The 26,434-nt window shown below is 70.9% G+C and carries 18 protein-coding genes; 9 read left to right on the top strand and 9 right to left on the bottom strand.

Translation table 11 applies throughout. From position 1 onward, the window contains the following. Positions 1-409 precede the first annotated feature (409 nt). Positions 410-859 carry a PTS glucose transporter subunit IIA gene (locus tag ACFYW7_RS21585; protein ID WP_389504623.1) on the top strand — a complete coding sequence of 150 codons (450 nt, stop codon included), beginning with the start codon at positions 410-412 and terminating at the stop codon, positions 857-859. Between the two features lie 77 nt (positions 860-936). Beyond that, positions 937-2,607, top strand: coding sequence for a phosphoenolpyruvate--protein phosphotransferase (ptsP, locus tag ACFYW7_RS21580; RefSeq protein WP_389504621.1), 1,671 nt, complete (start codon positions 937-939; stop codon positions 2,605-2,607). Positions 2,608-2,685: 78 nt separating this feature from the next. Here ptsP and ACFYW7_RS21575 read toward each other — a convergent pair whose 3' ends face one another. Together ACFYW7_RS21575 and ACFYW7_RS21570 are read right to left on the bottom strand one after the other, a co-directional pair. After that, entirely contained in the window at positions 2,686-3,579 is an 894-nt protein-coding gene (locus tag ACFYW7_RS21575) for a hypothetical protein (protein ID WP_389504619.1), read from the bottom strand. A 22-nt stretch (positions 3,580-3,601) separates the two neighbouring features. Next, complete coding sequence (locus ACFYW7_RS21570) at positions 3,602-4,810, bottom strand: MFS transporter (RefSeq protein ID WP_389504617.1); 1,209 nt, start codon at positions 4,808-4,810, stop codon at positions 3,602-3,604. 111 nt (positions 4,811-4,921) lie between these two features. On the opposite strand from ACFYW7_RS21570, the gene ACFYW7_RS21565 reads away from it, so the two are divergent. Further along, the gene (locus ACFYW7_RS21565) at positions 4,922-6,241 is read left to right on the top strand and encodes an aminotransferase class I/II-fold pyridoxal phosphate-dependent enzyme (protein WP_389504615.1); all 1,320 of its coding nucleotides are present in this window, start codon (positions 4,922-4,924) and stop codon (positions 6,239-6,241) included. Here ACFYW7_RS21565 and ACFYW7_RS21560 read toward each other — a convergent pair whose 3' ends face one another. Further along, positions 6,242-8,209: an acetoacetate--CoA ligase gene (locus ACFYW7_RS21560; protein WP_389504613.1), complete on the bottom strand. Its 1,968-nt coding sequence runs from the start codon at positions 8,207-8,209 to the stop codon at positions 6,242-6,244. A gap of 213 nt (positions 8,210-8,422) precedes the next feature. Here ACFYW7_RS21560 and ACFYW7_RS21555 point away from each other — a divergent pair, with 213 nt between their 5' ends. Beyond that, positions 8,423-10,792: a TIM-barrel domain-containing protein gene (locus ACFYW7_RS21555; RefSeq protein ID WP_389504611.1), complete on the top strand. Its 2,370-nt coding sequence runs from the start codon at positions 8,423-8,425 to the stop codon at positions 10,790-10,792. 3 nt (positions 10,793-10,795) lie between these two features. On the opposite strand, the gene ACFYW7_RS21550 is transcribed toward ACFYW7_RS21555, so the two are convergent. Then, positions 10,796-11,332, bottom strand: a complete 537-nt coding sequence (locus ACFYW7_RS21550; protein WP_389504609.1) for an NUDIX domain-containing protein — start codon at positions 11,330-11,332, stop codon at positions 10,796-10,798. Between the two features lie 209 nt (positions 11,333-11,541). Here ACFYW7_RS21550 and ACFYW7_RS21545 point away from each other — a divergent pair, with 209 nt between their 5' ends. The 5 genes from ACFYW7_RS21545 (at position 11,542) to glpK (ending at position 17,851) form a co-directional block, all read left to right on the top strand. After that, positions 11,542-11,988 (top strand): Zn-ribbon domain-containing OB-fold protein, encoded by a 447-nt coding sequence (locus tag ACFYW7_RS21545; RefSeq protein WP_389504607.1) that lies wholly within the window; start codon positions 11,542-11,544, stop codon positions 11,986-11,988. 28 nt (positions 11,989-12,016) lie between these two features. After that, entirely contained in the window at positions 12,017-13,207 is a 1,191-nt protein-coding gene (locus ACFYW7_RS21540) for a lipid-transfer protein (protein WP_389504605.1), read from the top strand. Between the two features lie 298 nt (positions 13,208-13,505). Beyond that, positions 13,506-15,149, top strand: a complete 1,644-nt coding sequence (locus ACFYW7_RS21535) for an EAL domain-containing protein (RefSeq protein WP_389504603.1) — start codon at positions 13,506-13,508, stop codon at positions 15,147-15,149. A 344-nt stretch (positions 15,150-15,493) separates the two neighbouring features. Continuing rightward, positions 15,494-16,234, top strand: coding sequence for an MIP/aquaporin family protein (locus ACFYW7_RS21530; RefSeq protein WP_389504600.1), 741 nt, complete (start codon positions 15,494-15,496; stop codon positions 16,232-16,234). 96 nt (positions 16,235-16,330) lie between these two features. Next, complete coding sequence (glpK, locus tag ACFYW7_RS21525) at positions 16,331-17,851, top strand: glycerol kinase GlpK (protein ID WP_389504597.1); 1,521 nt, start codon at positions 16,331-16,333, stop codon at positions 17,849-17,851. A 180-nt stretch (positions 17,852-18,031) separates the two neighbouring features. On the opposite strand, the gene ACFYW7_RS21520 is transcribed toward glpK, so the two are convergent. From ACFYW7_RS21520 to ACFYW7_RS21500, 5 genes are read right to left on the bottom strand one after another with little or no spacing between them, the layout of a single operon-like run. After that, on the bottom strand, positions 18,032-18,637 hold the full coding sequence (locus ACFYW7_RS21520; RefSeq protein WP_389504595.1) for an ATP/GTP-binding protein: 606 nt from the start codon (positions 18,635-18,637) through the stop codon (positions 18,032-18,034). Next, positions 18,618-22,256, bottom strand: a complete 3,639-nt coding sequence (locus ACFYW7_RS21515) for a hydantoinase B/oxoprolinase family protein (protein WP_389504593.1) — start codon at positions 22,254-22,256, stop codon at positions 18,618-18,620. Before ACFYW7_RS21515 ends, ACFYW7_RS21520 begins: the two co-directional genes overlap by 20 nt. Positions 22,257-22,280: 24 nt before the next feature. Continuing rightward, complete coding sequence (locus tag ACFYW7_RS21510; RefSeq protein WP_389504591.1) at positions 22,281-22,676, bottom strand: DUF742 domain-containing protein; 396 nt, start codon at positions 22,674-22,676, stop codon at positions 22,281-22,283. Positions 22,677-22,685: 9 nt separating this feature from the next. After that, complete coding sequence (locus ACFYW7_RS21505) at positions 22,686-23,126, bottom strand: roadblock/LC7 domain-containing protein (protein ID WP_389504589.1); 441 nt, start codon at positions 23,124-23,126, stop codon at positions 22,686-22,688. Continuing rightward, positions 23,123-26,095, bottom strand: a complete 2,973-nt coding sequence (locus ACFYW7_RS21500; protein WP_389504587.1) for a nitrate- and nitrite sensing domain-containing protein — start codon at positions 26,093-26,095, stop codon at positions 23,123-23,125. The genes ACFYW7_RS21505 and ACFYW7_RS21500 overlap by 4 nt, the downstream gene beginning before the upstream one ends. Between the last annotated feature and the right edge of the window lie 339 nt (positions 26,096-26,434).

Raw genomic sequence — 26,434 nt, 5'->3', positions numbered from 1 at the left:
GTCTTGCGTTTCCGACTCTACCAGACCGTTTCCGTATCCGATTTCCTCGGCGCTTTCCAGGTTCCCGCTTCCGCGTTTCCCTTTCCGGCGAGTCCAAACTCTATCAGCGCTTTTCCATCTCACTGACCACCGTCCCGCGGATATGCGAAACGAGACCCCGAGATAGGATCTGACAAGTTGGGTGCCGCCGGGCAACGACGCTTGGTCACGCCGCTCAGCCTCAAGCAGGAGTACGACTGTACACGGGTGTCGGGAGCAGGCGCAAATCGTTTGCCCCCTGCCCCTACGGCCGCCAACCGGTACCTCTCACACGGAACCGGCACTTTGTATGACATACCCTGCTCAACAGTGTGCCGTCCGAGACAGGCAGTGACGGCCCATATGGATCTCCACCCCTGGGAGGCTTCCCATGACCACCGTGACGTCCCCTCTTGCAGGACGCGCCATCGGACTCGCCGCCGTACCGGACCCCGTGTTCTCCGGAGCGATGGTCGGCCCCGGTACCGCGATCGACCCCGTGCGTGAGCCCTCGGAGGCTGTCGCCCCCGTGGACGGAGTGATCGTCTCCCTCCACCCGCACGCGTTCGTCGTCGTCGACCACGAGGGTCACGGCGTGCTCACGCACCTCGGCATCGACACCGTGCAGCTCAACGGCGAGGGCTTCGAGCTGCTCGTCAACAAGGGGGACACCGTGACGCGCGGCCAGAGTGTCGTGCGTTGGAACCCCGCCGCCGTCGAGGCGGCCGGCAAGTCCCCCGTATGCCCCATCGTGGCCCTCGAAGCCACGGCCGACTCCCTCTCCGGCGTCCGCGAGGACGGCGACGTGAAGGCCGGCGACGAACTCTTCGGCTGGCAGTGACATCAACGCTGTCGTAGACGGCGGGTTCGACAACCATCACGGCGGCGGACCAGCCGCACTATTCGGAGACGGGTGAGATGGAGACAACGCTGCGAGGCGTCGGCGTGAGCCACGGTGTGGCGATCGGCGAGGTTCGGCACATGGGAACGGCGGTTCTCGAACCGCCGGCCAAGCAGATCCCAGCGGAGGACGCGGCGCGCGAACAGGGGCGTGCCCGCAAGGCCGTGGAGGCTGTGGCGGCCGACCTGATTGCGCGCGGCAATCTGGCGGGGGGCGAAGCCCAGGCCGTGCTCGAGGCCCAGGCCCTGATGGCCCAGGACCCCGAGCTGATGGCCGACGTGGAGCGACGGATCGCCGTCGGGAGTTCGGCCGAGCGGGCGGTGTACGACGCGTTCGCCTCATACCGGGCGCTGCTCGCCGGTGCCGGTGAATACCTCGCCGGACGCGTGGCGGACCTCGACGACGTCCGGAATCGCATCGTCGCGCGGCTGCTCGGGGTGCCCATGCCCGGCGTGCCGGACAGCGACGAACCGTACGTCCTGATCGCACGTGACCTCGCGCCGGCGGACACCGCGCTGCTGGACCCGACCCTGGTCCTCGGCTTCGTCACCGAGGAGGGCGGGCCGACGAGCCACAGCGCGATCCTGGCGCGCGCGCTCGGTGTTCCGGCGATCGTGGCGCTGCCCGGCGCCGGCGAACTCGCCGAAGGCACCGTGATCGCCGTCGACGGCAGCACGGGCCAGGTCTTCGTGGAGCCGAGCGCCGAGAAGAAGGCGGAGCTGGAATCCGCGGCGGCTAAGCGCCGAGCGGCTCTGTCCGCGTCAACGGGTCCCGGTGCCACCTCCGACGGGCACAAGGTGCCGTTGCTGGCCAACGTCGGCGGTCCGGCGGATGTGCCGGCGGCCCTGGAGGCCGGGGCCGAGGGCGTCGGCCTCTTCCGTACCGAGTTCCTCTTCCTCGACGACAGCAAGAACGCGCCGTCCGAGGAGAAGCAGGTCGAGGCGTACCGCCAGGTGCTCGAGGCCTTCCCCGAGGGCCGCGTCGTCGTGCGGGTGCTCGACGCGGGCGCGGACAAGCCGCTGGACTTCCTGACTCCGGCCGACGAGCCGAACCCCGCGCTCGGTGTGCGGGGTCTGCGTTCGCTGCTCGATCACCCCGATGTGCTGCGTACCCAGCTCAGCGCGCTCGCGAAGGCTTCGGACGGGCTTCCGGTCTATCTCGAGGTGATGGCTCCGATGGTCGCGGACCGTACGGACGCCAAGGCGTTCGCGGACGCGTGCCGTGCGGCCGGGCTGCGGGCGAAGTTCGGTGCGATGGTGGAGATCCCGTCGGCCGCGCTGCGCGCTCGGTCGATCCTGCAGGAGGTCGAGTTCCTGTCCTTGGGAACCAACGACCTCGCGCAGTACACGTTCGCCGCGGACCGGCAGGTGGGCGCGGTGTCCCGCCTTCAGGATCCGTGGCAGCCGGCACTGCTCGACCTCGTCGCGCTGTCCGCCGAGGCGGCCAAGGCCGAGGGCAAGAGCTGTGGTGTCTGCGGTGAGGCCGCCTCGGACCCCCTCCTCGCGTGTGTGCTGACCGGACTGGGCGTCACTTCCCTTTCGATGGGTGCCGCGTCGATTCCCTACGTGCGGGCCACGTTGGCCAAGTACACGCTGGCCCAGTGCGAGCGCGCCGCTTCGGCCGCGCGTGCCACGGACACGGCGGAAGAGGCACGCGTCGCGGCGCAGGCGGTGCTGTCCGGCGAGTAGCCGGAGAGCACCTCGGCCAGCAACGGTCGGTGTTACGGAGTGGCGCCCCAGCTATCAACGGGGCGCCGCTCTCGCGTTTCAGTGCGTGTGGCCGATGCCCTGTCCCCTGTCTCCGAGGTCGGGGGGTACGCAGTAGTCGACGCCCGATTCCGGGGAGACGAGGTCGCCGGATTCGACATCGGTGCAGTAGGCGTCGAAGACCTCCGCGGCGGTGAGGGGCTCCAGGTCGTCTCCGCGCAGTCGCCATCCGTAGACGCGGTCGGTGGTCTCGGGCGCTGTGGTGCGCATGACGACTCCCCCGGCGCTCCGGGTGGCGATGCCGAGGGCCAGCACCGTGGTGAATTCGAGGGCGTCGGATTCGTCGAGGCGCCTGGCCCCCTCCGCCTGTTCCTCCGCTCGGAGTACGGCGACGAGTGTCTCGGGCACCGTGGAGACACTGCACACGAGTTGGAGATCTCCGGTGCCCGCGGTGTCGATGACCCGGGTGAGCAGGTGGGCCGCGTGGACGAAGGCCGCGCGTCCGATGTCCTCTCCACAGGTCGCGCAGGCTCCGATGCGTGCCAGGAGCGTGGTCGCGTACTCCCAGGTGGCCCGGCGGACCGCCTCGTCGACGAGGTCGGGGACCAGTTGGTCGAGGGGTTGTCCGTCGTAGGGGACGGTGGGCCCGGTCGCCGCCAGTTCCGCGGTGAAGCGGGTGCGGCTGGCCGGAGTGTCGGGTTCCAGGCCGGTCTCGGAGCAGTATTGGGCGTACTCCTCGGGGTCGAAGAGTGCCACGGTGGTGTGCCTGCCCTGGGCGGCGAGTGTCCTGAGCAGGGCTTCGACCTGCTGGAGATAGGTCGTGTGGTCGTCGAAGGCGAAGGTGCGGTAGCGCCGCATCGCCCGGAAGTCCTGTTCGTCGGTCAGCAGGCCGATGGTGCCGGCGATTTCGCGGCGCAGGACGCGTCGCATGGAGTCGTGCCGGGTGTGCGCCATTTTTCCCCCTGTGCGCAGTCAATCAATGCTCACTCACCGTAACCGTCGGCACTGACAATGTGGGGCCGGAGAGTCGGTCGCGCACGATGCGATGCTGAAACGCACAGGTCACAGACACGATCGCGCCGAAGGCGGTCCAACCGAGGGGGCCGACGGCGATGGCCGCGGTGACGGCGAGTGGTCCGAGGCTGCGCTGTACGGCGGCGGCCAGTCCGTGGACGCCGAGGTAGGCGCCCTGCGCCGTGCCGGGGGCGAGCGCCGCGGAGAGTTCCCAGGACACGGTGGCGTGCAGCATCTCGGCCACGGTGAAGGCTGTGGCCGCCGCCGTCAGGAACAGGGTCGCGGTCACGGCTCCGCCTGTCGCGGAGAGCGCCATGGCGACTCCACCGAGGGCGAAGGCGGCGGAGAGCGGGATGAGCAGCGCCCGGGCTTCGGCCGTCGTGGCGCCGAACCGGGCCAGGGGGACCTGGAGGGTCACGACCATCACGTTGTTGAGGACCATCAGCAGAGGTGCGAGGCCGTGGGGCGCGTGGTCGGAATGGGCGATCCACAGCGGCAGCCCGATCTTGAACACCGCGTCGTCGAGGAAGAGGACGGTTTCCGTGGCGACGTAGGCGAGGTAGGTGCGGTCGCGCCAGGGGCTGACCGCTCGGACGGGGAGGGCGGAGTCCTTCGAGGTGGTGATCGTGCGGGAGGCCGAGGGCGGTTCACCGCAGCGGGCGGTCGCGAGCGCGACCGCCGCGAACGAGAGGGCGTCGCCCGCGAGCAGCCAGGGGTACACGGCGGTGCTGCCGATGGTGAGAGCGGCCGCCGAGACGAGGCCGCCCAGGGCCCAGCCGGCGTTGGCGACCGTTCGGTTGACCGCTTGGTAGCGGACGCGGTCGGGTCCCGCGACGCGGGTGGCGTAGAGCTTGGTGAGGACGTTCGCGGCGCGGTCGCCGAAGCTGCCCGCGGCCGAGAACGTCAGGAGGAGGGCGTAGTTGTCCGTGGTCAGCAGCGCGCAGGAGGCGAGGGCGCGCAGCAGTTGGAGCGCGATCAGGACGTGGGTGAGCGGCAGACAGTCGGCGATGCGGCCGCCGAGGGGCGCGCCCGCGATGCCCACGGCTCCGGCCGCGGCCACGAGGGTGCCGATCTGTGCGACCGAGAGCCCGGTGACGTAGGTGAAGTACAGGACGGAGACGGATGCCCAGAGGCCGCTGCCTATGCGGTCGACGAGGGCGATCCAGAGCATTCTGCGGCCGTCGCGGCCTCCTGGAATACGTGTCGACCATGCGGCCGCGCGGCGCATCGGACCCACTGTTCCCCCTTGACCCCGATTATGTATTGATACATAATGAGTAACGTGGCAACACAATATGCGATCACAGGGACGACGGCCAAGGAAATTACGGCGTCCGTCGAACGGGGTGTGGCCGAAGGCGCTCTGGAGCCGGGCACGGCACTGCCTCCGGTACGTGGCCTCGCCGAGCGGCTCGGCGTGAGCCCGGGGACCGTCGCCACGGCGTACAAGGAACTACGGGGGCGCGCGATCGTGGTGACGCGCGGGCGTGGCGGGACCGTGGTCTCCGCGGCGCCCGCGGTGGCCTCACGGCGCCCGCCGCGCGTGCCCGCCGGGTTGCGCGACCTGGCGGGCGGGCATCCCGACCCCGAACTGCTTCCCCATCTGGTGCCGCCGTCGCTGCTCTCGCCCGGCGCCCGCTCGCATCGCGGTACACCGCGTCTGGCACGGCTGGAGAAGGTGGCGCGCGATTGGCTGGCGCCCGACGGCGTGCCTACGGAGCACCTGACGTTCGCCCACGGCGCGCTGGATCTGATCGGCCGACTACTGTCGGTGGAGCTTCGCCCCGGAGACGCGGTCGCGATGGAGGACCCCGGCTATCACCATCTGCTGGACCTGGTCACGGCACTGGGCCTGCGCACCGTCCCGGTAGCGGTGGACGACCGGGGCATCCGCCCGGAGGCCCTGCGCGTGGCCCTGCGTGCGGGCGTACGCGCGGTGGTGTGCAGTCCGCGGGCCCAGAACCCCTACGGCGGCAGCTTCTCGGAGGCGCGGAGGGACGCGCTCGTGGAGGAATTCCGGAAGGAGCCCGACGTGCTGGTCGTGGAGAACGATCACGCGTCGTCCGTGGCTGACGCGCCGTTGCACACCCTGACCACGGGGGGTCTGGCCCGTTGGGTTCATGTGCGGACGGTGAGCAAGTTCCTGGGCACCGATCTGCGATGGGCGGCCGCGGCGTGCGATCCGACGACGCTGGCCCGGCACGACGGTCGGCTGCTGCTGACGTCGGGCTGGGTCAGTCACCTGCTGCAGGAGACGGTGCACGGGCTGATGACGGACGCGGACACGCGCGCGTTGCTGGCGCGCGCCCAGGAGACATACGCGCTGCGCAGGAACACGCTCGTCCGTGAGCTGGCCGGACACGGCATGGAGGCCCACGGGGTGAGCGGGATGAACGTCTGGGTACCGGTGCGGGACGAGTCGGCCGTGGTGAACGGGCTGCGTTCGCATGGATGGTGGGTCGCGGCCGGCGCGCGCTTCCGTACCTCGGCCGCCCCGGGGGTACGCATCTCGGCCGCGGAGCTCACTCCCCCGGACGCCGTACGCCTGGCCTCGGACTTCGCCGCCGTGCTCGGCGAGTCCGAGGCGACCTACGGAGGCTGATCAGCCGCGCTCGCGGGCCAGGTGCTCGTAGAAGCGCAGGAGTTCGATGTCGTCCACGGATCCGATGTTGACGGCCTTCTCCAGGGGAGCGCCTTGGAGGAGGCGTTTGACGGGTACCTCGAGGCGCTTGCCGGTGAGGGTGTGGGGCACGCCCTGGACCTCGATGACCTCGTCGGGGACGTGGCGAGGGGACAGCTGTTCACGGATGGTCCGTTTGATGCGGTTCAGGAGATCCTCGTCCAGGACGGCTCCGGGGGCGAGGTGGACGAACAGGGGCATCCAGTAGCCGCCGTCGGGCTGTTCGACGCCGATGACGAGCGACTCCTTGATCTCGGGGAGCCGCTCGACGGCTTCGTAGATGTCGGCCGAGCCCATGCGCACGCCCTGCCGGTTGAGCGTCGAGTCGGAGCGGCCGTGGATGACGACCGAGCCTCGTGAGGTGACGGTGATCCAGTCGCCGTGTCGCCACACTCCGGGGTAGGTGTCGAAGTAGCTGTCGTGGTAGCGGCTGCCGTCGGGGTCGTTCCAGAAGCGGACGGGCATCGACGGCATCGGGTTGGTGACGACCAGCTCGCCGACCTCGTCGGTGAGGGGCTTCCCGCCGGCGTCCCAGGACTGGAGGTCGGTGCCGAGGCCGGCGGCCTGGAGTTCTCCGATGTATACCGGGAGCGTCGGTACCGCTCCCGCGAAACAGGAGCACACGTCGGTGCCGCCGCTGACGGAGGCGATCCACAGGTCGTCGCGGACCTCGTCGTGCAGCCAGCGGAATCCGTCCGGCGGCAGGGGCGAGCCGGTGGTGGCGACGCACCGCACGCGCGAGAGGTCGAAGTCCCGTGAGGGGTGGACACCCGCCTTGCGGCAGGCCATCACGTACGCGGCGGACGTCCCGAAGAGGGTGGCTCCCGTACGTTCGGCGATGCCCCACTGGGCGCCGGTGTCCGGATACCCGGGGCTGCCGTCGTACAGGACGATCGTGGTGCCCGTGAGCAGGCCGGAGACGAGGAAGTTCCACATCATCCAGCCGGTCGAGGTGTACCAGAAGAAGCGGTCCTCGGGTCCCAGGTCGCAGTGCAGGCCGAGCTGCTTGAGGTGCTCGACGAGGATGCCGCCCTGGGACTGGACGATGGCCTTGGGAAGGCCGGTCGTGCCGGAGGAGTAGAGCACCCACAGAGGGTGGTCGAAGGGGACCTGTTCGAAGACCGGCTCCACGTCGGAGGAGGTGAGGGCCGGCCACTCCAGGGCGCCTTCGGGCGTCTCGGTGCCCAGCAGCGGGATGTGCACGACGGCGCGCAGGGTGGGCAGTTCACGGCGCAGTTCGGCGACCTCGTCGCGCCGGTCGTGCTCCTTGCCGCCGTAGCGGTAGCCGTCGACGGCGAACAGGACCACGGGCTCGACCTGCTGGAAGCGGTCGAGGACGCTGCGGGCCCCGAAGTCGGGGGCGCAGGAGGTCCAGACGCCGCCCACGGCGGCTGTCGCGAGCAGGGCGATCACGGCCTGGGGGATGTTCGGGAGGTAGCCGCTGACGCGGTCGCCTGGGCGTACGCCGAGGACGCGCAGTTCGGCGGCGAGGGAGCCGACCTGGCGGCGCAGGTCGGACCACGTCACGGGGACGGACTCGTGGGTCTCGTCGACATACAGCAGGGCCGGTTCGTCCGCCCGGGTCCCCGCTGCGCGCAGGGCGTGCTCCGCGTAGTTGAGGGACCCTCCGGGGAACCACGAGGCGCCCGGCATCGAGCGGTCGCCCAGCACGCGCGCGTAGGGCGTCGAGAACCGCACGTCGAACCACTCGGTGACGGCTTTCCAGAAGGTCTCCAGCTCGTCGACCGACCAGCGGTGCAGCGCCGGATAGCCACCGTCGGACGGTGCTCCGTGCCGTTCGGCCGCCCAGGCCTGGAACTTCGTGATCTGCGCCTGGGCGATCACCTCGTCGGTGGGCTGCCAGAGCGGTGAGGGGTTCGGAGTGGACATGGAGCGGCTCCCGGGCTGTGCGCGTCGTGTGCGTCGGTCGCGCACGAGCGGGGGTGTGCGCGTCACGCGGCTGACACGGACGATGCCATGTGATCGACTTCTGCACCAGGGCACGCCACACATAGTCGGCGACATGAAGATGTGGCGTCGCTACAGGTGAACGGCAGTTGAACGACGCACTCATCGGGCGCGGGTAGTGGCAGGGTGAGCAGCATGAACGGTCGTGACCTGGTGCGTTCGGTGAAAGCGATCGGCTCGGGGGGTGGCACTCAAGGGTTGCTGACGGTGCGTGCCGCGTGGCGCAGGAGGCGCGCCGACGCCAGCGCCTTGCCCCAGCGCGGGGCCGAACGGGCACGGGTTCCCGGACCGGTGCTCGGTGTGGAACCGAGCCCGGGCGGCGGAGTCGTCCGGTTCACCCGGTCGGAACTGCGGATCACGGTCGCGGTGAGCGGAGCGGTGTTCTGGGGCTGGGACGCGGTCGCCCCGGAGCCCTCGTACGCCCTCGCGGGCCGGTGCCCGGAGCCGGACCCGCGGGCCGTCCTAGAACCGGACAAGGACGGCGGCTGGCGGGTCGTGGCGGAACGGGCGACGGTCGTGGTCTCGCGGCACGGCGCGGTCCAGGTGCTCACACCCGGCGGAGTGACCCTGCGCCGTGATCTGCCGCCCCGCTGGTGGGAGCCCGTCGCCGGTGGCGCGGCCCGCTGGATGCAGCGTTCCGAAGTCGCGGCCGACGCACGTTTCTTCGGTCTGGGCGGGCGGGCGTCGGGGGTGCGACTGCGCGACGGGACGTACCGACTGTGGAACGCGGACCCCGGACAGCCCTTCGGGCCCGGCGACGATCCGCTGTATCTCACGATGCCTGTGCAGATGGTGGTCGCCGACGCGGGCACACACCTGGTGTTCCACGACACGACGTGGGACGGCACCGTGAGGTTGCGCGAGGGCGAGGAGGGCGCGGGCTCCGCGCACGACCGCTCCGGATCGTGCGAGCTGCGCATGGACGGCGGCCCGCTGCGCTGCTGGGTGATGGTGGGGACTCCCGCGCGCGTGCTGCACGCCTGGGCCTCGCTGACCGGTGCGGCCGCCCTGCCGCCCGCCTGGGCACTGGGGCACCAGCACGCGCGGTGGGGCTTCGGAAGCGAACAGGAGGTGCGGCGGATCGTGGCGGGCTATCAGGAACACGCCCTGCCCCTCGACGCCGTGCACCTGGACATCGACCACTACGACGCCCATCAGGTGTTCACGGTCGATCAGGAGAACTTCCCCGAGCTTCCCGTGCTCGCCGAGGAGTTGCGCCGGGACGGGATCCGGCTCGTGTCGATCGTCGATCCCGCGGTCAAGGCCGAGCCGGGCAACGCCGTGTACGACAGCGGCCTCGCGGAAGACGCCTTCGTGCGGGACACCTCGGGGCAGCTCGTACGGGGAGTCGTGTGGCCCGGGGAGTCCGTCTACCCGGACTTCACGCACGCACGGGCGCGCGCGTGGTGGGGCGGCCTCTACAGGGAGCGGCTCGCGCAGGGATTCGCGGGGTTCTGGCACGACATGAACGAGCCGACGTCGTTCACCGCCTTCGGGGAGTCGACGCTGCCGCGCTCGGCCCGGCACTCCCTGGAGGGCCGGGGCGGCGATCATCGCGAGGCGCACAACGTGTACGCGCTGGGCATGGCCCGGGCCGCCTACGAGGGGTTGCGCGCGCTCGCGCCCCAGGAGCGGCCGTTCCTCTTCTCCCGCTCCGGATGGGCCGGACTGCAGCGCTACGGGGGGACCTGGTCCGGGGACGTGGCCACGGGCTGGCCGGGGTTGCGGGCGTCGTTGTCCCTGGTGTTGGGGTTGGGGCTGTGCGGGGTGCCCTACTCGGGACCCGACGTGGGCGGCTTCGACGGCAGCCCGTCGCCCGAGCTCTATCTGCGCTGGTTCCAGCTCGGGGCGTACCTCCCGTTGTTCCGCACCCACGCGAGCCTGCGGGCCGGACGCAGGGAGCCCTGGGAGTTCGGTGACGAGGTTCTGGAACACGCGCGCGCGGCGCTCGTGGAACGGCGGCGGCTGCTCCCGTACTTCATGACGTTGGCGCACCTGGCACGCCGCACGGGCGCCCCGTACGCCCGGCCGCTGTGGTGGGGTGCGCCGGAGGACCGGGCGCTGCGCGACTGCGAGGACGCCTTCCTTCTCGGCGAGAGCCTCCTCGTGGCGCCCGTACTGGACCACGGGAGGGACCGGAGGACGGTGCAACTGCCGGGCGGGCGCTGGTACGACACGGTCACCGAGAAGGCGTACGAGGGGCCGGCACAGGTTCTGGTCGACGCCCCGTTGTCGCGGATCCCGGTGCTCGCGCGGGCCGGTGCGGTCATACCCGTAAAAGGTGCCGACGGTGGTCCGGAGCTGGAGGTGTGGGCTCCCGCGCGTGGACGCGGTGGCGGCGGGCTCGTCGTGCCGGACGCGGGTGACGGGTGGGAGGAACCGGAGACCGAGCGTTACGTGACCCGCTGGGACGGCGACGAGGTCGTGGTGCGACATGTCGGCGGCGAGGGACGCTTCGAGGAGCCGTCGCGTCCTGTTCGGGTGCGGGGCCTCGGGGTCGGCTGACCGTCAGACGAACCGGCCCTCGAACCAGGCCCGGGCCGCCAGGGTGTGCAGCGGGAAGGCGAGTTCGGCCGGCCGGCGCAGCAGATGCCAGCCTTCCGTCTCGTCCGTGGCCACGGACGGCGGCAGTTCGGAGGCGGGACGTTCGGGGAGGAGCCCGAAGAGCAGCAGATGGCCCGCGGGAGAGCTCGCCGCGTCGACGAGCCGCACGTCCCTGCTCGCCACGTCGATGCCGGTCTCCTCCCTGAGTTCGCGCACGACGGCGTGCCGCCAGTCCTCCCGGTGGTCGATGAATCCGCCCGGCAGGGCCACGCCTCCGCGCGCCGGGGAGATGGTCCGGGTGATGACGACCAGGGAGGCGCCCCGGTCGTCGTAGACGGGCTGCAGGGCCACCGCGACCGGCAGCGGATTGCGGTAGGCCACCGTGCCACAGGCGGCGCAGGTGCGGGGCCAGCCGGAGACGCCCTCTCCGTAGGGGGCGCCACAACTCGAACAGTGCGAGTCGGCGGCGAAGTCGGCGGGCGGGTGCGGGGTTGCGGACACGCCGCGGACTGTAGCCGATCACCGGGCGGACGTCTCCCGGGTTGCGCGGACGGGCCGGCCGGGACCACCCCCGTGGGTCCCGGCCGGCCCCGCGGACACTCCGACGCCGGAGCGGTGTCGGTGGTTCACCCGGTGCCCTGCCCAATTCCCGTTGCCCGTGGCACACTTCTGACGTTCCGTCAGATCCGGCGCTCGCGCATGGAGGGATCTTGTCGCGCTCACGCACACCTGTCGTCGCGGGGTGGTTCACCGGGGAAGGCGACGACTTCCGTCTGCTCGGCACTCGTTGCTCGGCCTGCGCCTCGGTCTTCTTCCCCCGCGAGGACGCCTTCTGCCGCAATCCGGGGTGCGCGGGCGGCGAGCTGGCCGAGACGACGCTGTCGCCCCGTGGCCGCGTCTGGTCGTACACGGACAGCCGGTACCGGCCTCCGTCACCGTATGTAAGCGATCCGGAACTCTCGTGGAAGCCCTACGCGTTGATCGCTGTGGAGCTGAAATCCGAGCGCCTCGTGGTTCTCGGCCAGGCGGTTCCCGGGGTCACCGTCGCCGATCTGGCGGTGGGCATGGAGGTGGAGGTCGTCCCCGGTGTGCTGCACGAGGACGCGGAGACGGTCTGGACGACATGGCACTGGCGGCCGACACGAGTGACGGCATGAGGGGCGCGCGACGGACGGGGGTGACGGGATGACCGGTGATGTGGCGGTGCTCGGCGTGGGGATGCACCCCTGGGGCAAGTGGGGGCGGGGTTTCGTCGAGTACGGGGTCGTGGCCGCGCGCGCGGCGCTGGCCGACGCGGGGATCGACTGGCGGGACGTCGGCTCGATCGTGGGCGCGGACACCGTGCGCGGAGGCTATCCGGGGTACGTGGCGGGGGCGACGTTCGCAAAGGCGCTGGGGTGGCAGGGGGCGCGGGTGGCGAGCGTCTACGCGGCATGCGCGTCCGGCGCCCAGGCCCTCGCCACGGCACGCGCGCAGATCCTCGCGGGTCTCTCGGACGTCGTCCTCGTGGTGGGCGCGGACGCGGCGCCCAAGGGCTTCTTCCGCCCTGCCGGCGGGGACCGGCCGGACGATCCGGACTGGCTCCGCTTCCGTGCGCTCGGGGCGACGAATCCGACGTACTTCGGGCTGTACGCGCGACGCCGGATGGCCCTCCACGGCGACACTCCGGAGGATTTCGCCCAGGTCAAGGTGAAGAACGCGGCCATGGGCGCGCTCAACCCGAACGCCCGCTACCGCAAGCGGGTCACGGTCGAGGAGGTCGCCGGGTCGGCCGTGGTCGCCGATCCGCTGCGGCTGCTCGACATCTGCGCGACCTCCGACGGAGGCGCGGCCGTGGTGCTGGCCGGCATGGAGTTCGCACGTCGGCACGGGGTGCCGGAGCCGGTGCGGATCCGCGCGGTGTCGACCGTGACGCCGCGCTATCCCAACACCGTCCTGGATCTGCCGGACATCGCCACCGACTCCGCGGTGGCGGTGGAGCCCACGGCCGGAACCTTCCGGGAGTCGATCGCCCGGGCGGCGTACGAGGAGGCGGCTGTCGGGCCCGAGGACCTCTCGTTCGCCGAGGTGTACGACCTGTCGACCGCCCTCGAGCTGCAGTGGTACGAGGACCTCGGGCTCTGCGGCGAGGGCGAGGCGGCGAAGCTGTTGCGGGAGGGTGGCACGGCCCTCGGCGGCCGCATACCGGTGAACGTCAGCGGCGGGCTCGCTTCCTTCGGGGAGGCCGTTCCCGCGCAGGCCATCGCCCAGGTGTGCGAGCTGACGTGGCAGTTGCGGGGGCGCGCGGGTGACCGCCAGGTCGCAGGGGCCCGGGTGGGGATCACCGCGAACCAGGGACTGTTCGGACATGGCTCTTCGGTGGTGGCGGTGCGGTAGTCCCGTGGCGTGGTGGGGGCCACGGTGCTCCGCGCCGGGGACGGGTCCGGCGGAGCCGGATGCCAGGCCCGGGATCCAGCGGGCGGAGCCACAGTCCGCCCCTGCCGGGACCAGCCCCGCGCGCCCCCGCCACCGCGTCGCCCTTCCCCCAGCGGATCCGCGCTCGCGCCCCTCGGGGCCGGCGCCGTACGCGGCGCGCCCGGACGCTTGTCCGCATCTGTTGCGACGACCTCAAAAACCTGCGTGAACACCGTATGAATCGCGCACCGGAGTCCGTCGGCGGCGGCACCATGCAGGTGTGCCCTCCTGGACGGATACTGTCCGATTCGCCTTCCAGCCGGTCGTCAATCTGACGACCGGAGGGGTGGCGGCGCTGGAGATACTCGCCCGTCCGGAGTCCGGCGACATCCTGGCGCAGGCCCGGCGCGATCCCGGACTCGACGGCCGGCTCGCCGCGTTGGCGATCCGGTCCGCCGCCCGCAAGGAGACGCTGCTGCCCCTGCACGTCAACGTGTTCGCCGGGACCCTGGCCGACCTGGGGAGGCTCACGGCACTGCGGAACGAGGTGCGAGAGGCCGGTCGGCTGCCCTGGGAGGTCACCGTCGACATCGGCCCGCCGTACACCCATGTACCGCAGCACGCCCTGCTGGAGGCGGTGTCCGTGCTGCGCGGCGAGGGGTTCCGGATCTGCGCGGACGGGATCGGCGACGGCGACGTCCCGCTGCGGCTGCTGACAGACCTCGCACCCGAGTTGATGAAGCTCGACGTTTCCCTGCTGTCGCGGCCCGCCGCGGTACGCGCCATGCGGACCCTGTGCGAGCAGTTGGGCGCGCTGCTGTCCGTCGAAGGGGTCGAGACGGAACTGCAGTGCGCCGCCGCGGTGTCGGCGGGCGCGCAACTCGCCCAGGGGGAACTGTTCGCGCCGCCCGCCCGGCTGCCTTCGGCGGACGTATACGTTCCGGCGCTGCCGACCGGCGGGGGTACCGCGCCCCGATCCGGGCCGTCCGTACGACAGTTCGTACGCCCGGCCGCCTTGCTGCCGACCACCGCGTCGGCCGGTCAGGTCAGGGCGCTGCTCACCGGATCCCCCGACGTCTCCGGGGTGCTGCTCGTGAACCCCTCAGGAGTTCCGGTCCGGTCGGTGCACCGGTCGCGGTTCCTCCTGTCGATGTCCGGGCGCTACGGGCACGCCCTGTACGCCGACAGACCGGCCGCCAGACTCGGCGATCCACCGCGGACGGTCGGCGTCGACGCCACGGCCTGGGAAGTGCTCGACGTCGTCGCGGACGGGGACCGGGACCGTACGTCCGACGACGTCGCGGTCGTCGACCGGTCCGGGCGGTGCGTGGGCGTCGTACGCCTCGCGGATCTTGTGCGGGCGCTGTCGGAGAACCGGGTCGAGGAGGCGGCGGGACTCAACCCGCTGACCCGGCTGCCCGGTTCGGACGCGATCACCGAGGAGGTGGACCGGCGGATCGCGGTCGGCCGGATGTTCGCGTTGAGCTGGCTGGACGTCGACCACTTCAAACAGGTCAACGACGGAGCGGGGTTCGCGGCCGGCGACGAGCTGATCAGGGCGGTGGGGCGGGCGTTGCAGCTCACGGCGTCCGAGGCGACCCGCGTCGGACACATCGGCGGGGACGACTTCCTGGTGCTCGCGGATCCGGACACCCTCGATCCGTTGGCCTCCTCGGTGCTCGACACTCCCTGGACGGCGGGTGGCCACGACATCACGCTGTCCCTGGCGACGGTGCTGTGCGCGCCCGGGAGTGTGAACGACCACCGGCAGGCGTCCGCCTGTCTGGCGCCCCTCAAACAGGCCGCGAAGTCGCTGAGCGGAGCGAGCTGGGTGCTGGGGCGCGCCGGGCTGCCGGGTCATGAGATCCGCCGCGGCACGAGGACCGCGCCGCGGGAGCCTCACGGGCACACGCTGATCGGCTGACCGGAGATCGGCCGGGCCGTCGGCAGCGTTCCGCGCCCCGCCCCCGTTCCGGGCCCTTGCAAGCGTTGCGGTCCGCGACCTTGACGCCCTCTGGGCGCCGGTGAACACTTCCGGGTGTCAGTCGGCATCGCCGCATTCGGGCGTCTTCAGGCACCACACCGCTCGGGTCTCCGACCTGTACCCAGGGCCGTCCCCCACAGGCGATTCCGCTGCGACGGCACGCTCGTCACGGACGCCGAGCGGGGCGCGGGACCTCCCTGCCTTCGGCTGAAGTAGCCATGGGAAACGCACTCTGCAACGGTGGCCCGGAGCGGATCGCCCCGGGCGAGGGCCTAGGAGCCGCCATGAGCAACGGAGACATCTTTGTCGGCGAGTTGATCGGCACCGCGATCCTGATCCTTTTCGGCGCGGGTGTGTGCGCCGCTGTCACCCTCGACAAGTCCAAGGCCCAGGGGGCGGGCTGGGTCGTCATCGCCTTCGGGTGGGGCTTCGGCGTCCTCGCCGGCGCGTACACCTCGGCGCCTCTGTCGGGTGGGCAGATCAACCCGGCCGTCACGATCGGATTCGCGATCGAGGGCTCCACGAAGTGGGAGGACGTGCCCTTCTACATCCTCGGGCAGTTCGCCGGAGCGGTCATCGGAGCGGTGCTGTGCTGGCTGCTCTACCTCGGCCAGTTCAACCTGAACGCCGAGGACGACAAGGCCATCGAGACGCTGGGGATCTTCTCGACGCGCCCCGAGATCGACAACCCGGTGCAGAACCTGATCACGGAGATCATCGCCACCGCCGCCCTGATGCTGCCCATCCTCGGGCTGGTCGGCGGCGACAAGCACGTGGCGGGGATCGGCGACGCGGGCCTGCCGGTCCTGCTCATCTCCTTCCTGGTCGTGGGCATCGGCCTCTCGCTGGGCGGCCCCACGGGGTACGCCATCAACCCCGCCCGCGACCTCGGGCCGCGGCTCACCCACGCGCTGCTGCCCATTCCCAACAAGGGCACCTCGGAGTGGCGGTACTCCTGGATCCCGGTCGTCGGCCCGATCGCGGGCGCCGCCATCGGCGCCGCCATCTACAACGTGGCCTTCTGACCCGGCACCGCTCCCCCGAAACCGCGGCCTCCCGGCGAGGACACACGCTCCCGCCGGGGCCCCGGCCTCCTGACGATGAACACGTAAGGGGACGTCATGACGGACAACGCCGAGAAATACGTCGCCGCAATCGACCAGGGCACCACGTCCAGCCGGTGCATCATCTTCAACCGGGACGGCGCGATGGTCGCCGTCGACCAGCGCGAACACCGCCAGATCTTCCCCAAGCCGGGCTGGGTGGAGCACGACGCCACCGAGATCTGGTCCAAGGTTCAGGCCGTGGTCGCGGGAGCGATCGCCAAGGCCGGGCTGCGCGCCGACCAGCTGAGCGCGCTCGGGATCACCAACCAGCGCGAGACGACCGTTCTGTGGGACCGTGCCACCGGCAAGCCGGTCCACAACGCGATCGTCTGGCAGGACACCCGTACGTCGGCACTCTGCAACGAACTGGGGGGTGCGGACGGCCAGGACCGCTTCCGCGAGCAGACCGGGCTGCCTCTGGCGAGCTACTTCTCCGGGCCCAAGGCCGCCTGGCTGCTCGACAACGTCCCCGGCCTGCGCAGCCGCGCCGAACGCGGTGAGATCGCCTTCGGCACCATCGACTCGTGGCTGATCTGGAACCTGACCGGCGGCACGGACGGCGGCCGGCACGTCACCGATGTGACGAACGCCGGGCGCACCATGCTGATGAACCTGGAGACCCTCCAGTGGGACCCGTCCATCCTCTCCGCGATGAACATCCCCGAGGCGGTGCTCCCGGAGATCAGGTCCTCCGCCGAGGTGTACGGCACGGCCGTGGGCCAACTCGGCGGTGTCCCGGTCGCGTCGGCGCTCGGGGACCAGCAGGCGGCGGTCTTCGGGCAGGCCTGCTACGACGTCGGCACGGCCAAGAACACCTACGGAACGGGCAGTTTCCTGCTGCTCAACACCGGTAACCGGCCCGTTCCCTCGAAGAACGGGCTCCTGACGACCATGGGCTACAAGATCGGCACCGAGGCGCCGGTCTACTGCCTCGAAGGGTCGATCGCGATCACCGGCGCCCTGGTGCAGTGGTTCCGCGACCAGCTCGGCATCATCCGTTCCGCCGACGAGATCGAGACGCTGGCGGCGAGCGTCGAGGACAACGGGGGCGCCTACGTCGTGCCCGCCTTCTCGGGCCTGTTCGCTCCCTACTGGCGTTCGGACGCACGAGGAGTGATCACCGGTCTCACGCGGTACGTCACGAAGGCGCACCTCGCGCGGGCGGTCCTGGAGGCCACGAGCTGGCAGACACGTGAGGTCGTGGACGCCATGCACCAGGACTCCGGGGTGCAGATCACCACCCTGAAGGTGGACGGTGGCATGACCAAGAACAATCTGCTGATGCAGCACCAGGCGGACGTCCTCGGCGTGCCGGTGATCCGTCCCCGGGTCTCCGAGACGACCTGCCTGGGCGCCGCGTACGCGGCCGGACTCGCGACCGGGGTGTGGAACGACCTGGACGAGCTGAAGTCCCACTGGCAGAAGGACGTCGAATGGACACCGTCCATGGACGCCTCCGTGCGCGACCGTGAGTACCACAACTGGCGCAAGGCGGTCGAGAAGAGCTTCGGCTGGCACGACGACGCCGTCGGCTGACCCCGGGCCCGCGCCGCCGGTACGTCGGCGCGGGACGGCGTTCCACGCGCGCGTGCGCCCGCGGGACAGCACGCGCGCGTGGACGATCGCGGCCCGTACCCCAGTCGGTGGGGGTACGGGCCGCATCCGGGCTTCGTGACGACCGCGGCGTACCCGTGTGTCGGGTCCGGCCACGTCAGGTCAGGTGGCGACGGCCTCCCGACGGGCGGCGGCATGGGCCATCGCGTGTTGCACGACCCGGATGAGGACCTCCTTGACGGACTCCCGGTCCCGCGCGTCGCAGAGGACGACAGGCACCCCCGGGTCGAGGTCGAGGGCCTGCCGCACGTCCTCCGCGGGATAACGCGCGGCTTCCTGGAAGCAGTTGACTCCGACCACGAAGGGTATGGAGCGCCGCTCGAAGTAGTCGACCGCGGCGAAGCAGTCCTCCAGGCGGCGGGTGTCGGCCAGCACGACAGCGCCCAGGGCACCGGTGGCGAGCTCGTCCCAGAGGAACCAGAAACGGTCCTGTCCGGGGGTTCCGAACAGGTAGAGCACCAGGTCCTCGCGGAGGGTGATCCGGCCGAAGTCCATGGCGACGGTCGTGGTTTTCTTGGCCTCCACGCCGCTGGTGTCGTCGATGGGCCGGCCCGCCTCCGTGAGGAGTTCCTCGGTGCGCAGCGGCTTGATCTCGCTGACCGCGCCGACAAGGGTCGTCTTGCCCACCCCGAAGCCGCCGGCCACAAGGATCTTGAGCGTGACGGGCTCGACCGGCGGCTTGCCTCGCTCAGAACGCCCGAAGATCATCGTTCTCTTCTCCTGCTTGATGGGGGTCGTGGGACGGTGGGCCGTAGCCCCCGCCACCAGGGGTTTCGATGACGAGTACGTCGCCGGGGCGGACGTCCGCCGCGTCGCTGCCGCCGAGTTCCGTGACGGTTCCGTCGGCGTGCTCGACCCGGTTGGCGCCGAGGGCCCCGGGCTCGCCGCCGGCCATGCCGTACGGCGGTACCCGGCGATGCTGGGAGAGCGTGGAGACGGTCATGGGCTCGAGGAACCGGATGCGGCGCACGGCACCGTCGCCGCCTCGCCATTGTCCGGGACCACCGCTGCCGCGCCTGATCGCGAACTCGTCGAGGCGGACGGGCAGTCGCCACTCCAGGACCTCGGGGTCGGTGAGGCGCGAGTTGGTCATGTGGGTCTGCACCACACAGGCGCCGGGGAAGCCGTCGCCAGCTCCCGATCCGGAGGCGACGGTCTCGTAGTACTGGTGGCGCTCATTGCCGAAGGTGACGTTGTTCATGGTGCCGGAGCCCTCGGCCTGCACGCCCAGGGCCGCGTAGAGGGCCCCGGTGATCGCCTGGGACGTCTCCACGTTGCCGGCGACGACGGCGGCCGGGGGTTCGGGAGCGAGCATCGAGCGCGGTGGCACCACGATGCGCAGGGGGCGCAGACAGCCGTCGTTGAGCGGGATGTCGTCGTCCACGAGGGTGCGGAAGACGTACAGGACCGCTGCGTTGACCACGGCGAACGGCGCGTTGAAGTTGGTGGTGAGCTGGTCGGAGGTGCCGGTGAAGTCGACCGTGGCCTCGCGCGCCGCACGGTCCACGGAGACTCGGACGCGGATGACCGCCCCGGAGTCGGTCTCGTAGGCGCACTCACCGTCCTCGAGCGTGTCGATGACGCGGCGTACCGCTTCCTCGGCGTTGTCCTGGACGTGCTTCATGTACGCCTGGACGACGTCGAGCCCGAAGTCCTCGATCATGCGGCCGACTTCGTCGACGCCCTTCCGGTTGGCGGCGATCTGGGCGCGCAGGTCGGCGAGGTTCGTCTTCGGGTTGCGCGAGGGGTGGGGTGGTCCGGTGAGCAGGGCTCGCGTCTCCGCCTCGCGGAAGCGGCCGTCCTCGGCGAGCAGCCAGTTGTCGAAGAGGACGCCCTCCTCGTCGATGGTCCGGCTGTTCGCGGGCATGGAGCCCGGGGCGATGCCGCCGATCTCGGCGTGGTGGCCGCGCGAGGCGACGTAGAACAGGATCCGGTCACCCTCCGTGTCGAAGACCGGGGTGATCACGGTGACATCGGGGAGATGGGTGCCGCCGTGGTACGGGTCGTTGACGGCGTACGTGTCACCCGGCCGCATGCCGTCCCCGCGCCGCCGGACGACCTCCTGCACGCTCGTCCCCATGGAGCCCAAGTGGACCGGGATGTGCGGGGCGTTGGCCACCAGGGCCCCGTCGGGGTCGAAGAGCGCGCAGGAGAAGTCCAGGCGCTCCTTGATATTGACGGACTGGGCGGTCGATTCCAGGCGGGCGCCCATCTGTTCCGCGATGGACATGAAGAGGTTGTTGAAGACCTCGAGGAGAACGGGGTCCGCGGCTGTGCCGAGATCGGAACTCTCCGTGACTGCGGCCCGTTCCATGAGCAGATGCCCGTCGTCGGTGGTCGCGGCCCGCCAACCGTCGTCGACGACGGTCGTCGCGCCGGATTCGGCGACGATCGCCGGTCCGGTGACGGTCTCGCCGGGCGGGAGTTCCTCGCGGCGGCGCAGGGGCACGTCGTGCCAGCTGCCGCCGGTCCTGAGACGCACCGTCTCCGGACCGGCCGGGTGGGACGCGGGTGCCTCGTACGGGGCGAGTGCGGACAGATCGGGGGTTTCGGTGAGACCGGTGGCTTCCACGGAGAGGGCTTCGACGACGAGCGGGCGGTCGAGGGTGAAGGAGTAGGTGGCGCGATGACGTTCTTCGAAGGCGTGGGTCATGGTGTCGGGTTCGCCGAGCTCGACGGTCAGTGCCGTGTCCGTGCCGTCATAGCGGAGCTGGGCCCGGCGGGTGATCCGGATGCGGTGCTCGGGGACGTCCTCGGCCAGGAGTTCGGCCCGGGCGGCGGCCTCCAGGGCCTCGGCCGTCTTCAGGATGCCCGGCATCGAGGACGGTTCCAGGGGCGCCTCGACGGACTGTTCGCGCATGGCTGTCGTGTCGGCGAGTCCGATGCCGAGGGCGGACAGGACGCCTGCCATGGGTGGGACGAGGACGGTGCGGATGCCGAGGGAATCGGCGACCATGCACGCGTGCTGGCCTCCGGCGCCGCCGAAGGTGGTCAGCGTGTAGCGGGTGACGTCATGGCCCTTCTGGACGGAGATCCGCTTGACCGCGTTGGCGATGTTGGCCACGGCGACCTGGAGGTAGCCCTCGGCGACCTGCTCCGGGGTGCGGTCGTCGCCGGTCCTCTCACGGATCTCGCGCGCGAGGGCGGCGAACCGGTCGCGGACCAGGGCACCGTCGAGGGGTTGGTCCCCGTCGGGGCCGAAGACCTTCGGGAAGTGGTCGGGCTGGATGCGCCCGAGGGCGACGTTGGCGTCGGTGACCGTCAACGGGCCGCCTCGCCGGTAGGAGGCGGGGCCGGGGTCGGCCCCGGCCGAGTCGGGGCCCACCCGGTAGCGGGAGCCGTCGAAGTGGAGCACCGAACCGCCGCCCGCGGCGACGGTGTGGATGTCCAGCATGGGGGCGCGCAGCCGTACGCCGGCGATCCGGGTGGTGAAGACCCGCTCGTACTCTCCGGCGAAGTGCGAGACGTCCGTGGACGTGCCGCCCATGTCGAAGCCGATGACCCGGTGGAAGCCGGCGAGTCGCGACATGCGGGCCATGCCGACGATGCCGCCGGCCGGTCCGGACAGGACTGCGTCCTTGCCGCGGAACTGGCCGGCCTCGGCGAGGCCTCCGTTCGACTGCATGAACATCAGCCGTACGCCCTGGAGTTCATCGGCGACGTGCCGGACGTAGCGGCGCAGCACGGGCGACAGGTAGGCGTCGACGACGGCGGTGTCCCCGCGGGGGACCAGCTTCATCAGCGGGCTGACCTCGCTGGAGAGGGAGATCTGCGGGAAGCCGACGCGGGCCGCCAGTTCACCCACCGCCTGTTCGTGGGCGGGGTGGAGGTGGCTGTGCATGCAGACCACGGCGACCGCTCGGATCCCGTCGTCGTAGGCCTCTTGAAGGGGCGCGGCCAGTGCGTCCAGGTCGGGGGCGCGCAGGACGGTGCCGTCGGCGGCGATCCGTTCGTCGACCTCGACGACCCGTTCATGGAGCAGATCGGGGAGTTCGATCGCGCGGGCGAAGATGGCGGGGCGGTTCTGGTAGGCGATGCGCAGGGCGTCTCGGAAGCCCCGGGTGGTGACCAGGAGCGTGCGCTCGCCCGCGCGTTCCAGGAGGGCGTTGGTCGCGACGGTGGTGCCCATGCGGACCACGTCGACCGGGGCGCCCGCGGCCTCCCCGTCGCGGGCGAGGAGTTCACGGACGCCCGCGACGGCCGCGTCGGCGTAGCGGGCCGGATCGTCGGACAGGAGTTTGTGCGTGAGCAGGCGGCCGTCGGGTCGCCGCGCGACGATGTCCGTGAACGTACCGCCCCGATCGACCCAGAACTGCCAGCCTGTCACGTCTGTTCCCCGTTTCCGCCCAGCTCAGAGCACCCGGAGGCCGCTGATCACGTCGCGCAGAATACTCTCGTCCGGCAGTTCGGCAGGGGGTACGGGACGTGTCACATGGACCATTTCGTCGTCCACGAGGTCCCCGATGAGGACGCGTACCACTCCGACGGGCAGATCGAGTTCGGCTGCGAGTTCGGCGACCGACTGGGGAGCGTCACGGCAGAGTTCGACGATGTCCACATGTTCCGGGGACAGCGTGTGGTCCGCCTCGGGGTCGTCGGCGTGCTGTTCGGTGACCACCACCGCGATCAGATCCAGGCGGTGCTGGGCCGCGCTGGTGGTGCGGCCGCGTGTCATCGCGTACGGACGGACCACGGGTCCGGCCTCGTCGTCGAACCAGTGGCGTTTTCCCTGACCGTCTCCGCTCATGTCATCCCACTATCCGCCCGTCGGCACATCGGCGCGTGGACTGGCGGCCAGATGTACGCCGACCCGCTTGACGAGAAGCGTCATCTCGTAAGCGACCTGGCCCACGTCCGAGTCCGCGTCCGACAGGACCGCGAGGCAGCTGCCGTCGCCGGCCGCCGTGACGAACAGGAAGGCCTCGTCGAGTTCGACGACGGTCTGCCGGACACTGCCGGCCTCGAAGTGGCGACCGACACCCTTCGCGAGGCTGTGGAAGCCGGAGGCGACGGCGGCCAGGTGCTCGCTGTCCTCCCGGGTGAGGTCCTTCGAGGCCCCGGTGGGAAGTCCGTCGCCGGAGAGCACGATCGCCTTGTGGATGCTGGCGACGCGATCCACCAGTTCGTCGAGCAGCCAGTTGAGCTCGCCGGTCACGTTGCTGGTCGCTGTGGGCCGTGCGGCCTTCGGTGCGGTCATCGACCGTCCCCCTCTGTCGTTCGTCGTGCTGAGCCGTCCTGGGTCTGGTCGCCCACGGCGTTCTCGTCGCGGCCGCGTTGCCAGCCTCGCTGGAGCGAGGCCATCCGGCTGCGTACTTCGTCGGCGTCCCGCTCGGCGGGGTCCGCCCCTGTGCGGTCGCGGGTCTTGTCGCGCTCGGCGCGCCGGTCCGGTCCGTCCTTCAACTGCGGGGCCAGACTGGCCTGCCGGACGCGCCGGGGCAGTGGTGCCGTGCCCGATTCTGCCTGCTCCTCCGTGCCGTCGCGGCGCGGGGTGGTGTCGTCCGGACCCGCCGCCGCGGCGGTGCCGCGTGTGCGCCGGGGCAGAGCCGGGGCGTCGTCGGACTCGCCGCGCGGTTCGGGAGCCTCACGAAGGCCGGGTCTGTCCGGGGCGCCGGAAGGCCCGCGCGGACCGGGGACGGCGGGACGCTCACCGCCGTGCCGGGCCGACACCGTGGATCGTTCGCCGCGCCGCATGGGCAGCGGTTTCATGCCTTCGGCTTCCGCCGCACGACGTTCCTGGCGGTCCGCTCGTCGTATCGGTTCCGGGTCCGCCGGGATTCCCTGGCTCCGCACCGGTTCCAGGTTCTGGGCCTGTTCGAAGTCCTGCGCCGCGTCGTGGTCCGCCTCGTCGCGCAGCGACCTGGCCCGGGTGACGGGACGGCCGTGGGAGCTGACGAGTTTCGGTGTCCGGCGCCGCGGCAGCGGGACGGGCGCCGTGCCCGGATCGGCGTCGTGATCCGCGGAGCGGGCGGGCTCGTCGTCGTCCCCGCCGCCGACCTGTTGGTGCCGGCCCGCGGGGACCCCGGAGATGGAGCGACGAGGGCGGAACAGCCCGCCGCGTTCGCTGTCGTCGTCGCCGAGAGCGCCGGGGAACCCGGTCAGCGTGTCCAGGTCGACAGGCGTTTCCAGCTCGACGGGGCCGTCCAGGATCGAGGCGGGCAGCCCCGGCAGCCGCGCCGGCGACTGGGTCAGCGCCGCCTTGCGGCTCTCCTCGGTCCCGGACGCCTTGGTGGGCAGGGTCCGATCGAGGCGGAATCCGATGCCGTTGGTGTCCGGTACGTCGTTCGACAGCAGGGCGTCCGGCATGAAGACGACCGCGGTGGTACCGCCGTAGGGGGACGGCTGGAGCGAGACGCGGACGTTCTGCCGCTGCGCGAGCCGGCTGACCACGAAGAGGCCGAGCCGGTCCGTGTCGGAGAGTTCGAACTCGGGCGTCTCGGCGAGCCGCAGGTTGGCGTCCAGCAGCGCTTCGGCGGCCATGCCGAGTCCCCGGTCGTGGATCTCCAGGGTGAAGCCGTTGCCGACCCGCTCGCCGACGACGTGAACGGCCGTGTGCGGGGGCGAGAACACCGTGGCGTTCTCGAGGAGTTCGGCCACGAGATGGGTGAGGTCGGCGACGGCGGGCCCGGTGAGGGCGACGCGCGGCAGCCGGCGTACCTCGATGCGCTCGTAGTCCTCGACCTCGGCGACGGCGGCACGCACGATGTCCATGAGCTGGACCGGTTTGCGCCACTGCCGGGACGGCGCGGCTCCGGACAGGATGACCAGACCCTCGGCATGGCGTCGCATACGGGTGGTCAGGTGGTCCAGACGGAACAGGTCGGCCAGTTCGTCGGTGTCGTCGGTCCTGCGCTCCATGGTGTCCAGGAGGGTGAGCTGCTTGTGGAGCAGGACCTGGCTGCGGCGGGCGAGGTTGACGAAGACCTCGGAGACGCCCTCGCGCAGTTCGGACTGTTTGACGGCCGCCTCGACGGCGGCGCGCTGGAGGGTGTTGAGCGCCTGCCCGACCTCGCCTATCTCGTTCCTGTCGTACTCCAGGCGCGGCACCTCGGTCTCCACGTCGACCTGTTCACCGGCGGACAGACGGCGCATCACACTGGGCAACCGCACACCGGACGCCTCGTGGGCCTCCAGGCGCAGCCTCCGCAGGTCGCGAATGAGGCTCCGGCCGATGCGTACGGACATGACGAGCGAGATCAGCAGGGCGATCAGGCCGACGACACCCGCGACGACCGCCTTGAGGATGACGGCCATGGCCACGGGCCTGACGCGGTCCTGGTAGTGGTCGCCCGCCCGGTCCTCGAGCGTCCCGAGTTCGTCGAGCACCCGGTCGGCCGCGCCGTCCCAGCTCCTCGCGGTGACGCCGCGCGGTTCACCGGCCGTGGAACCGGCGACCGTCTGCTCCGCCATCCGCAGCGGCCCCGTGCCCGCGTTCCTCCAGTAGCGCTGGAAGCGTTCCCGTTCGGCGGCGGGAAGCAGCGGCAGGCTGACGTCGTACAGAAGGGTCCGCTGGGCCACGAGGTCGGAGATGTCGCGGAGTTCTTCGCGGGTGATGTGCCCGGCGACCAGGGCGGAGCCGAGCAGGGCGTCCTCGCGGGAGAGCAGTTCGCGGGCGCGGGACACATTGACGAGGGCGCGGCCCTGCTTGTCCAGTTCCACGTCGTCGACCACGTGCAGGTTGGCCAGCAGGACGTAACAGGGGTCGACGAGTTGGTTGTAGAGGTCGAGGGCGTGGGCCCGGTCGACGGTGCCGTCCTCGACGCCGCCGCGCAGCGGTTCGATGCCGTCGACCGCGTCGAGAAGGGAGGTGAGGCGCTCCGAGGTGCCCCCGCCCAACTCCTCGCGGACGTCCTTGTCCCTGGAGTTCCTGCGGAGCTGGGCGACGGTCCGGTCCGTGGCGCTCCGGCTGCGCCTGAGCGCGGCGATCCCGTCGGACGCTCGGGGATCCGCCAGGTAGACGAGCGTCTGGCGGCGTTCCTGCTGGAGGACCCTGACGGTGTCCTCGGTCGGATAGGCGATCTTCTCCACGATGTCGGACACGCTGAAGAGTTCGCCGGCCTCGCGTCCTGTGAGCACGGTCGCGAAAGCCCAGATCGCGGTCAAGGACACCAGGGGCACGAGGAGCAGCGCCACAATCTTCCGGCGGATGGACTTCCCGCGAAAGCGCATGGCCTCCCCCTGCTCGACCCCCTCCGGCCCGGGGGTACACATGTACGTCAACAAACGGCGTGAGCCTACTACTGACCCACAGGTAACTCGAAGGCCCGTCGTGTCGCCGTCCCGGCTCGACAGGGAACCAGGCATGGGGAGTTGTCCGTTCATTGGGGGAGATTGCCGCCCCGATTCAGGCACTTGCGGCCGGACCGCAGCGCATCGGGGAACTTCGCCACTTGGCCGAAATTCTTCCCTGGCCGGGAATCTTCGGGGCAGGTCGTTCGTCTTTCTGTACGGGAATTGGGGGCGGAATCGGCCGTAGGCGCCGTATGCCGCGCCCGGGCGGCGTAAAAG

Source organism: Streptomyces sp. NPDC002580 (assembly GCF_042889485.1).
In the GTDB taxonomy this organism is placed as follows: domain Bacteria; phylum Actinomycetota; class Actinomycetes; order Streptomycetales; family Streptomycetaceae; genus Streptomyces.
The sequence above is the reverse complement of the archived record's forward strand: the minus strand, read 5'-3'. Positions and strand labels throughout refer to the sequence as shown.

What these genes read in the sequence shown, in the direction of transcription:
- ACFYW7_RS21560 (WP_389504613.1), bottom strand. Translation starts at nt 8,209, where the DNA reads ATGTCCACTCCGAACCCCTCACCGCTCTGGCAGCCCACCGACGAGGTG.
- ACFYW7_RS21505 (WP_389504589.1), bottom strand. Translation starts at nt 23,126, where the DNA reads ATGACCGCACCGAAGGCCGCACGGCCCACAGCGACCAGCAACGTGACC.
- ACFYW7_RS21530 (WP_389504600.1), top strand. Translation starts at nt 15,494, where the DNA reads ATGAGCAACGGAGACATCTTTGTCGGCGAGTTGATCGGCACCGCGATC.
- ACFYW7_RS21570 (WP_389504617.1), bottom strand. Translation starts at nt 4,810, where the DNA reads ATGCTCTGGATCGCCCTCGTCGACCGCATAGGCAGCGGCCTCTGGGCA.
- ACFYW7_RS21510 (WP_389504591.1), bottom strand. Translation starts at nt 22,676, where the DNA reads ATGAGCGGAGACGGTCAGGGAAAACGCCACTGGTTCGACGACGAGGCC.
- ACFYW7_RS21585 (WP_389504623.1), top strand. Translation starts at nt 410, where the DNA reads ATGACCACCGTGACGTCCCCTCTTGCAGGACGCGCCATCGGACTCGCC.
- ACFYW7_RS21540 (WP_389504605.1), top strand. Translation starts at nt 12,017, where the DNA reads ATGACCGGTGATGTGGCGGTGCTCGGCGTGGGGATGCACCCCTGGGGC.
- ACFYW7_RS21555 (WP_389504611.1), top strand. Translation starts at nt 8,423, where the DNA reads ATGAACGGTCGTGACCTGGTGCGTTCGGTGAAAGCGATCGGCTCGGGG.
- ACFYW7_RS21575 (WP_389504619.1), bottom strand. Translation starts at nt 3,579, where the DNA reads ATGGCGCACACCCGGCACGACTCCATGCGACGCGTCCTGCGCCGCGAA.
- ptsP (WP_389504621.1), top strand. Translation starts at nt 937, where the DNA reads ATGGAGACAACGCTGCGAGGCGTCGGCGTGAGCCACGGTGTGGCGATC.
- ACFYW7_RS21500 (WP_389504587.1), bottom strand. Translation starts at nt 26,095, where the DNA reads ATGCGCTTTCGCGGGAAGTCCATCCGCCGGAAGATTGTGGCGCTGCTC.
- glpK (WP_389504597.1), top strand. Translation starts at nt 16,331, where the DNA reads ATGACGGACAACGCCGAGAAATACGTCGCCGCAATCGACCAGGGCACC.
- ACFYW7_RS21520 (WP_389504595.1), bottom strand. Translation starts at nt 18,637, where the DNA reads ATGATCTTCGGGCGTTCTGAGCGAGGCAAGCCGCCGGTCGAGCCCGTC.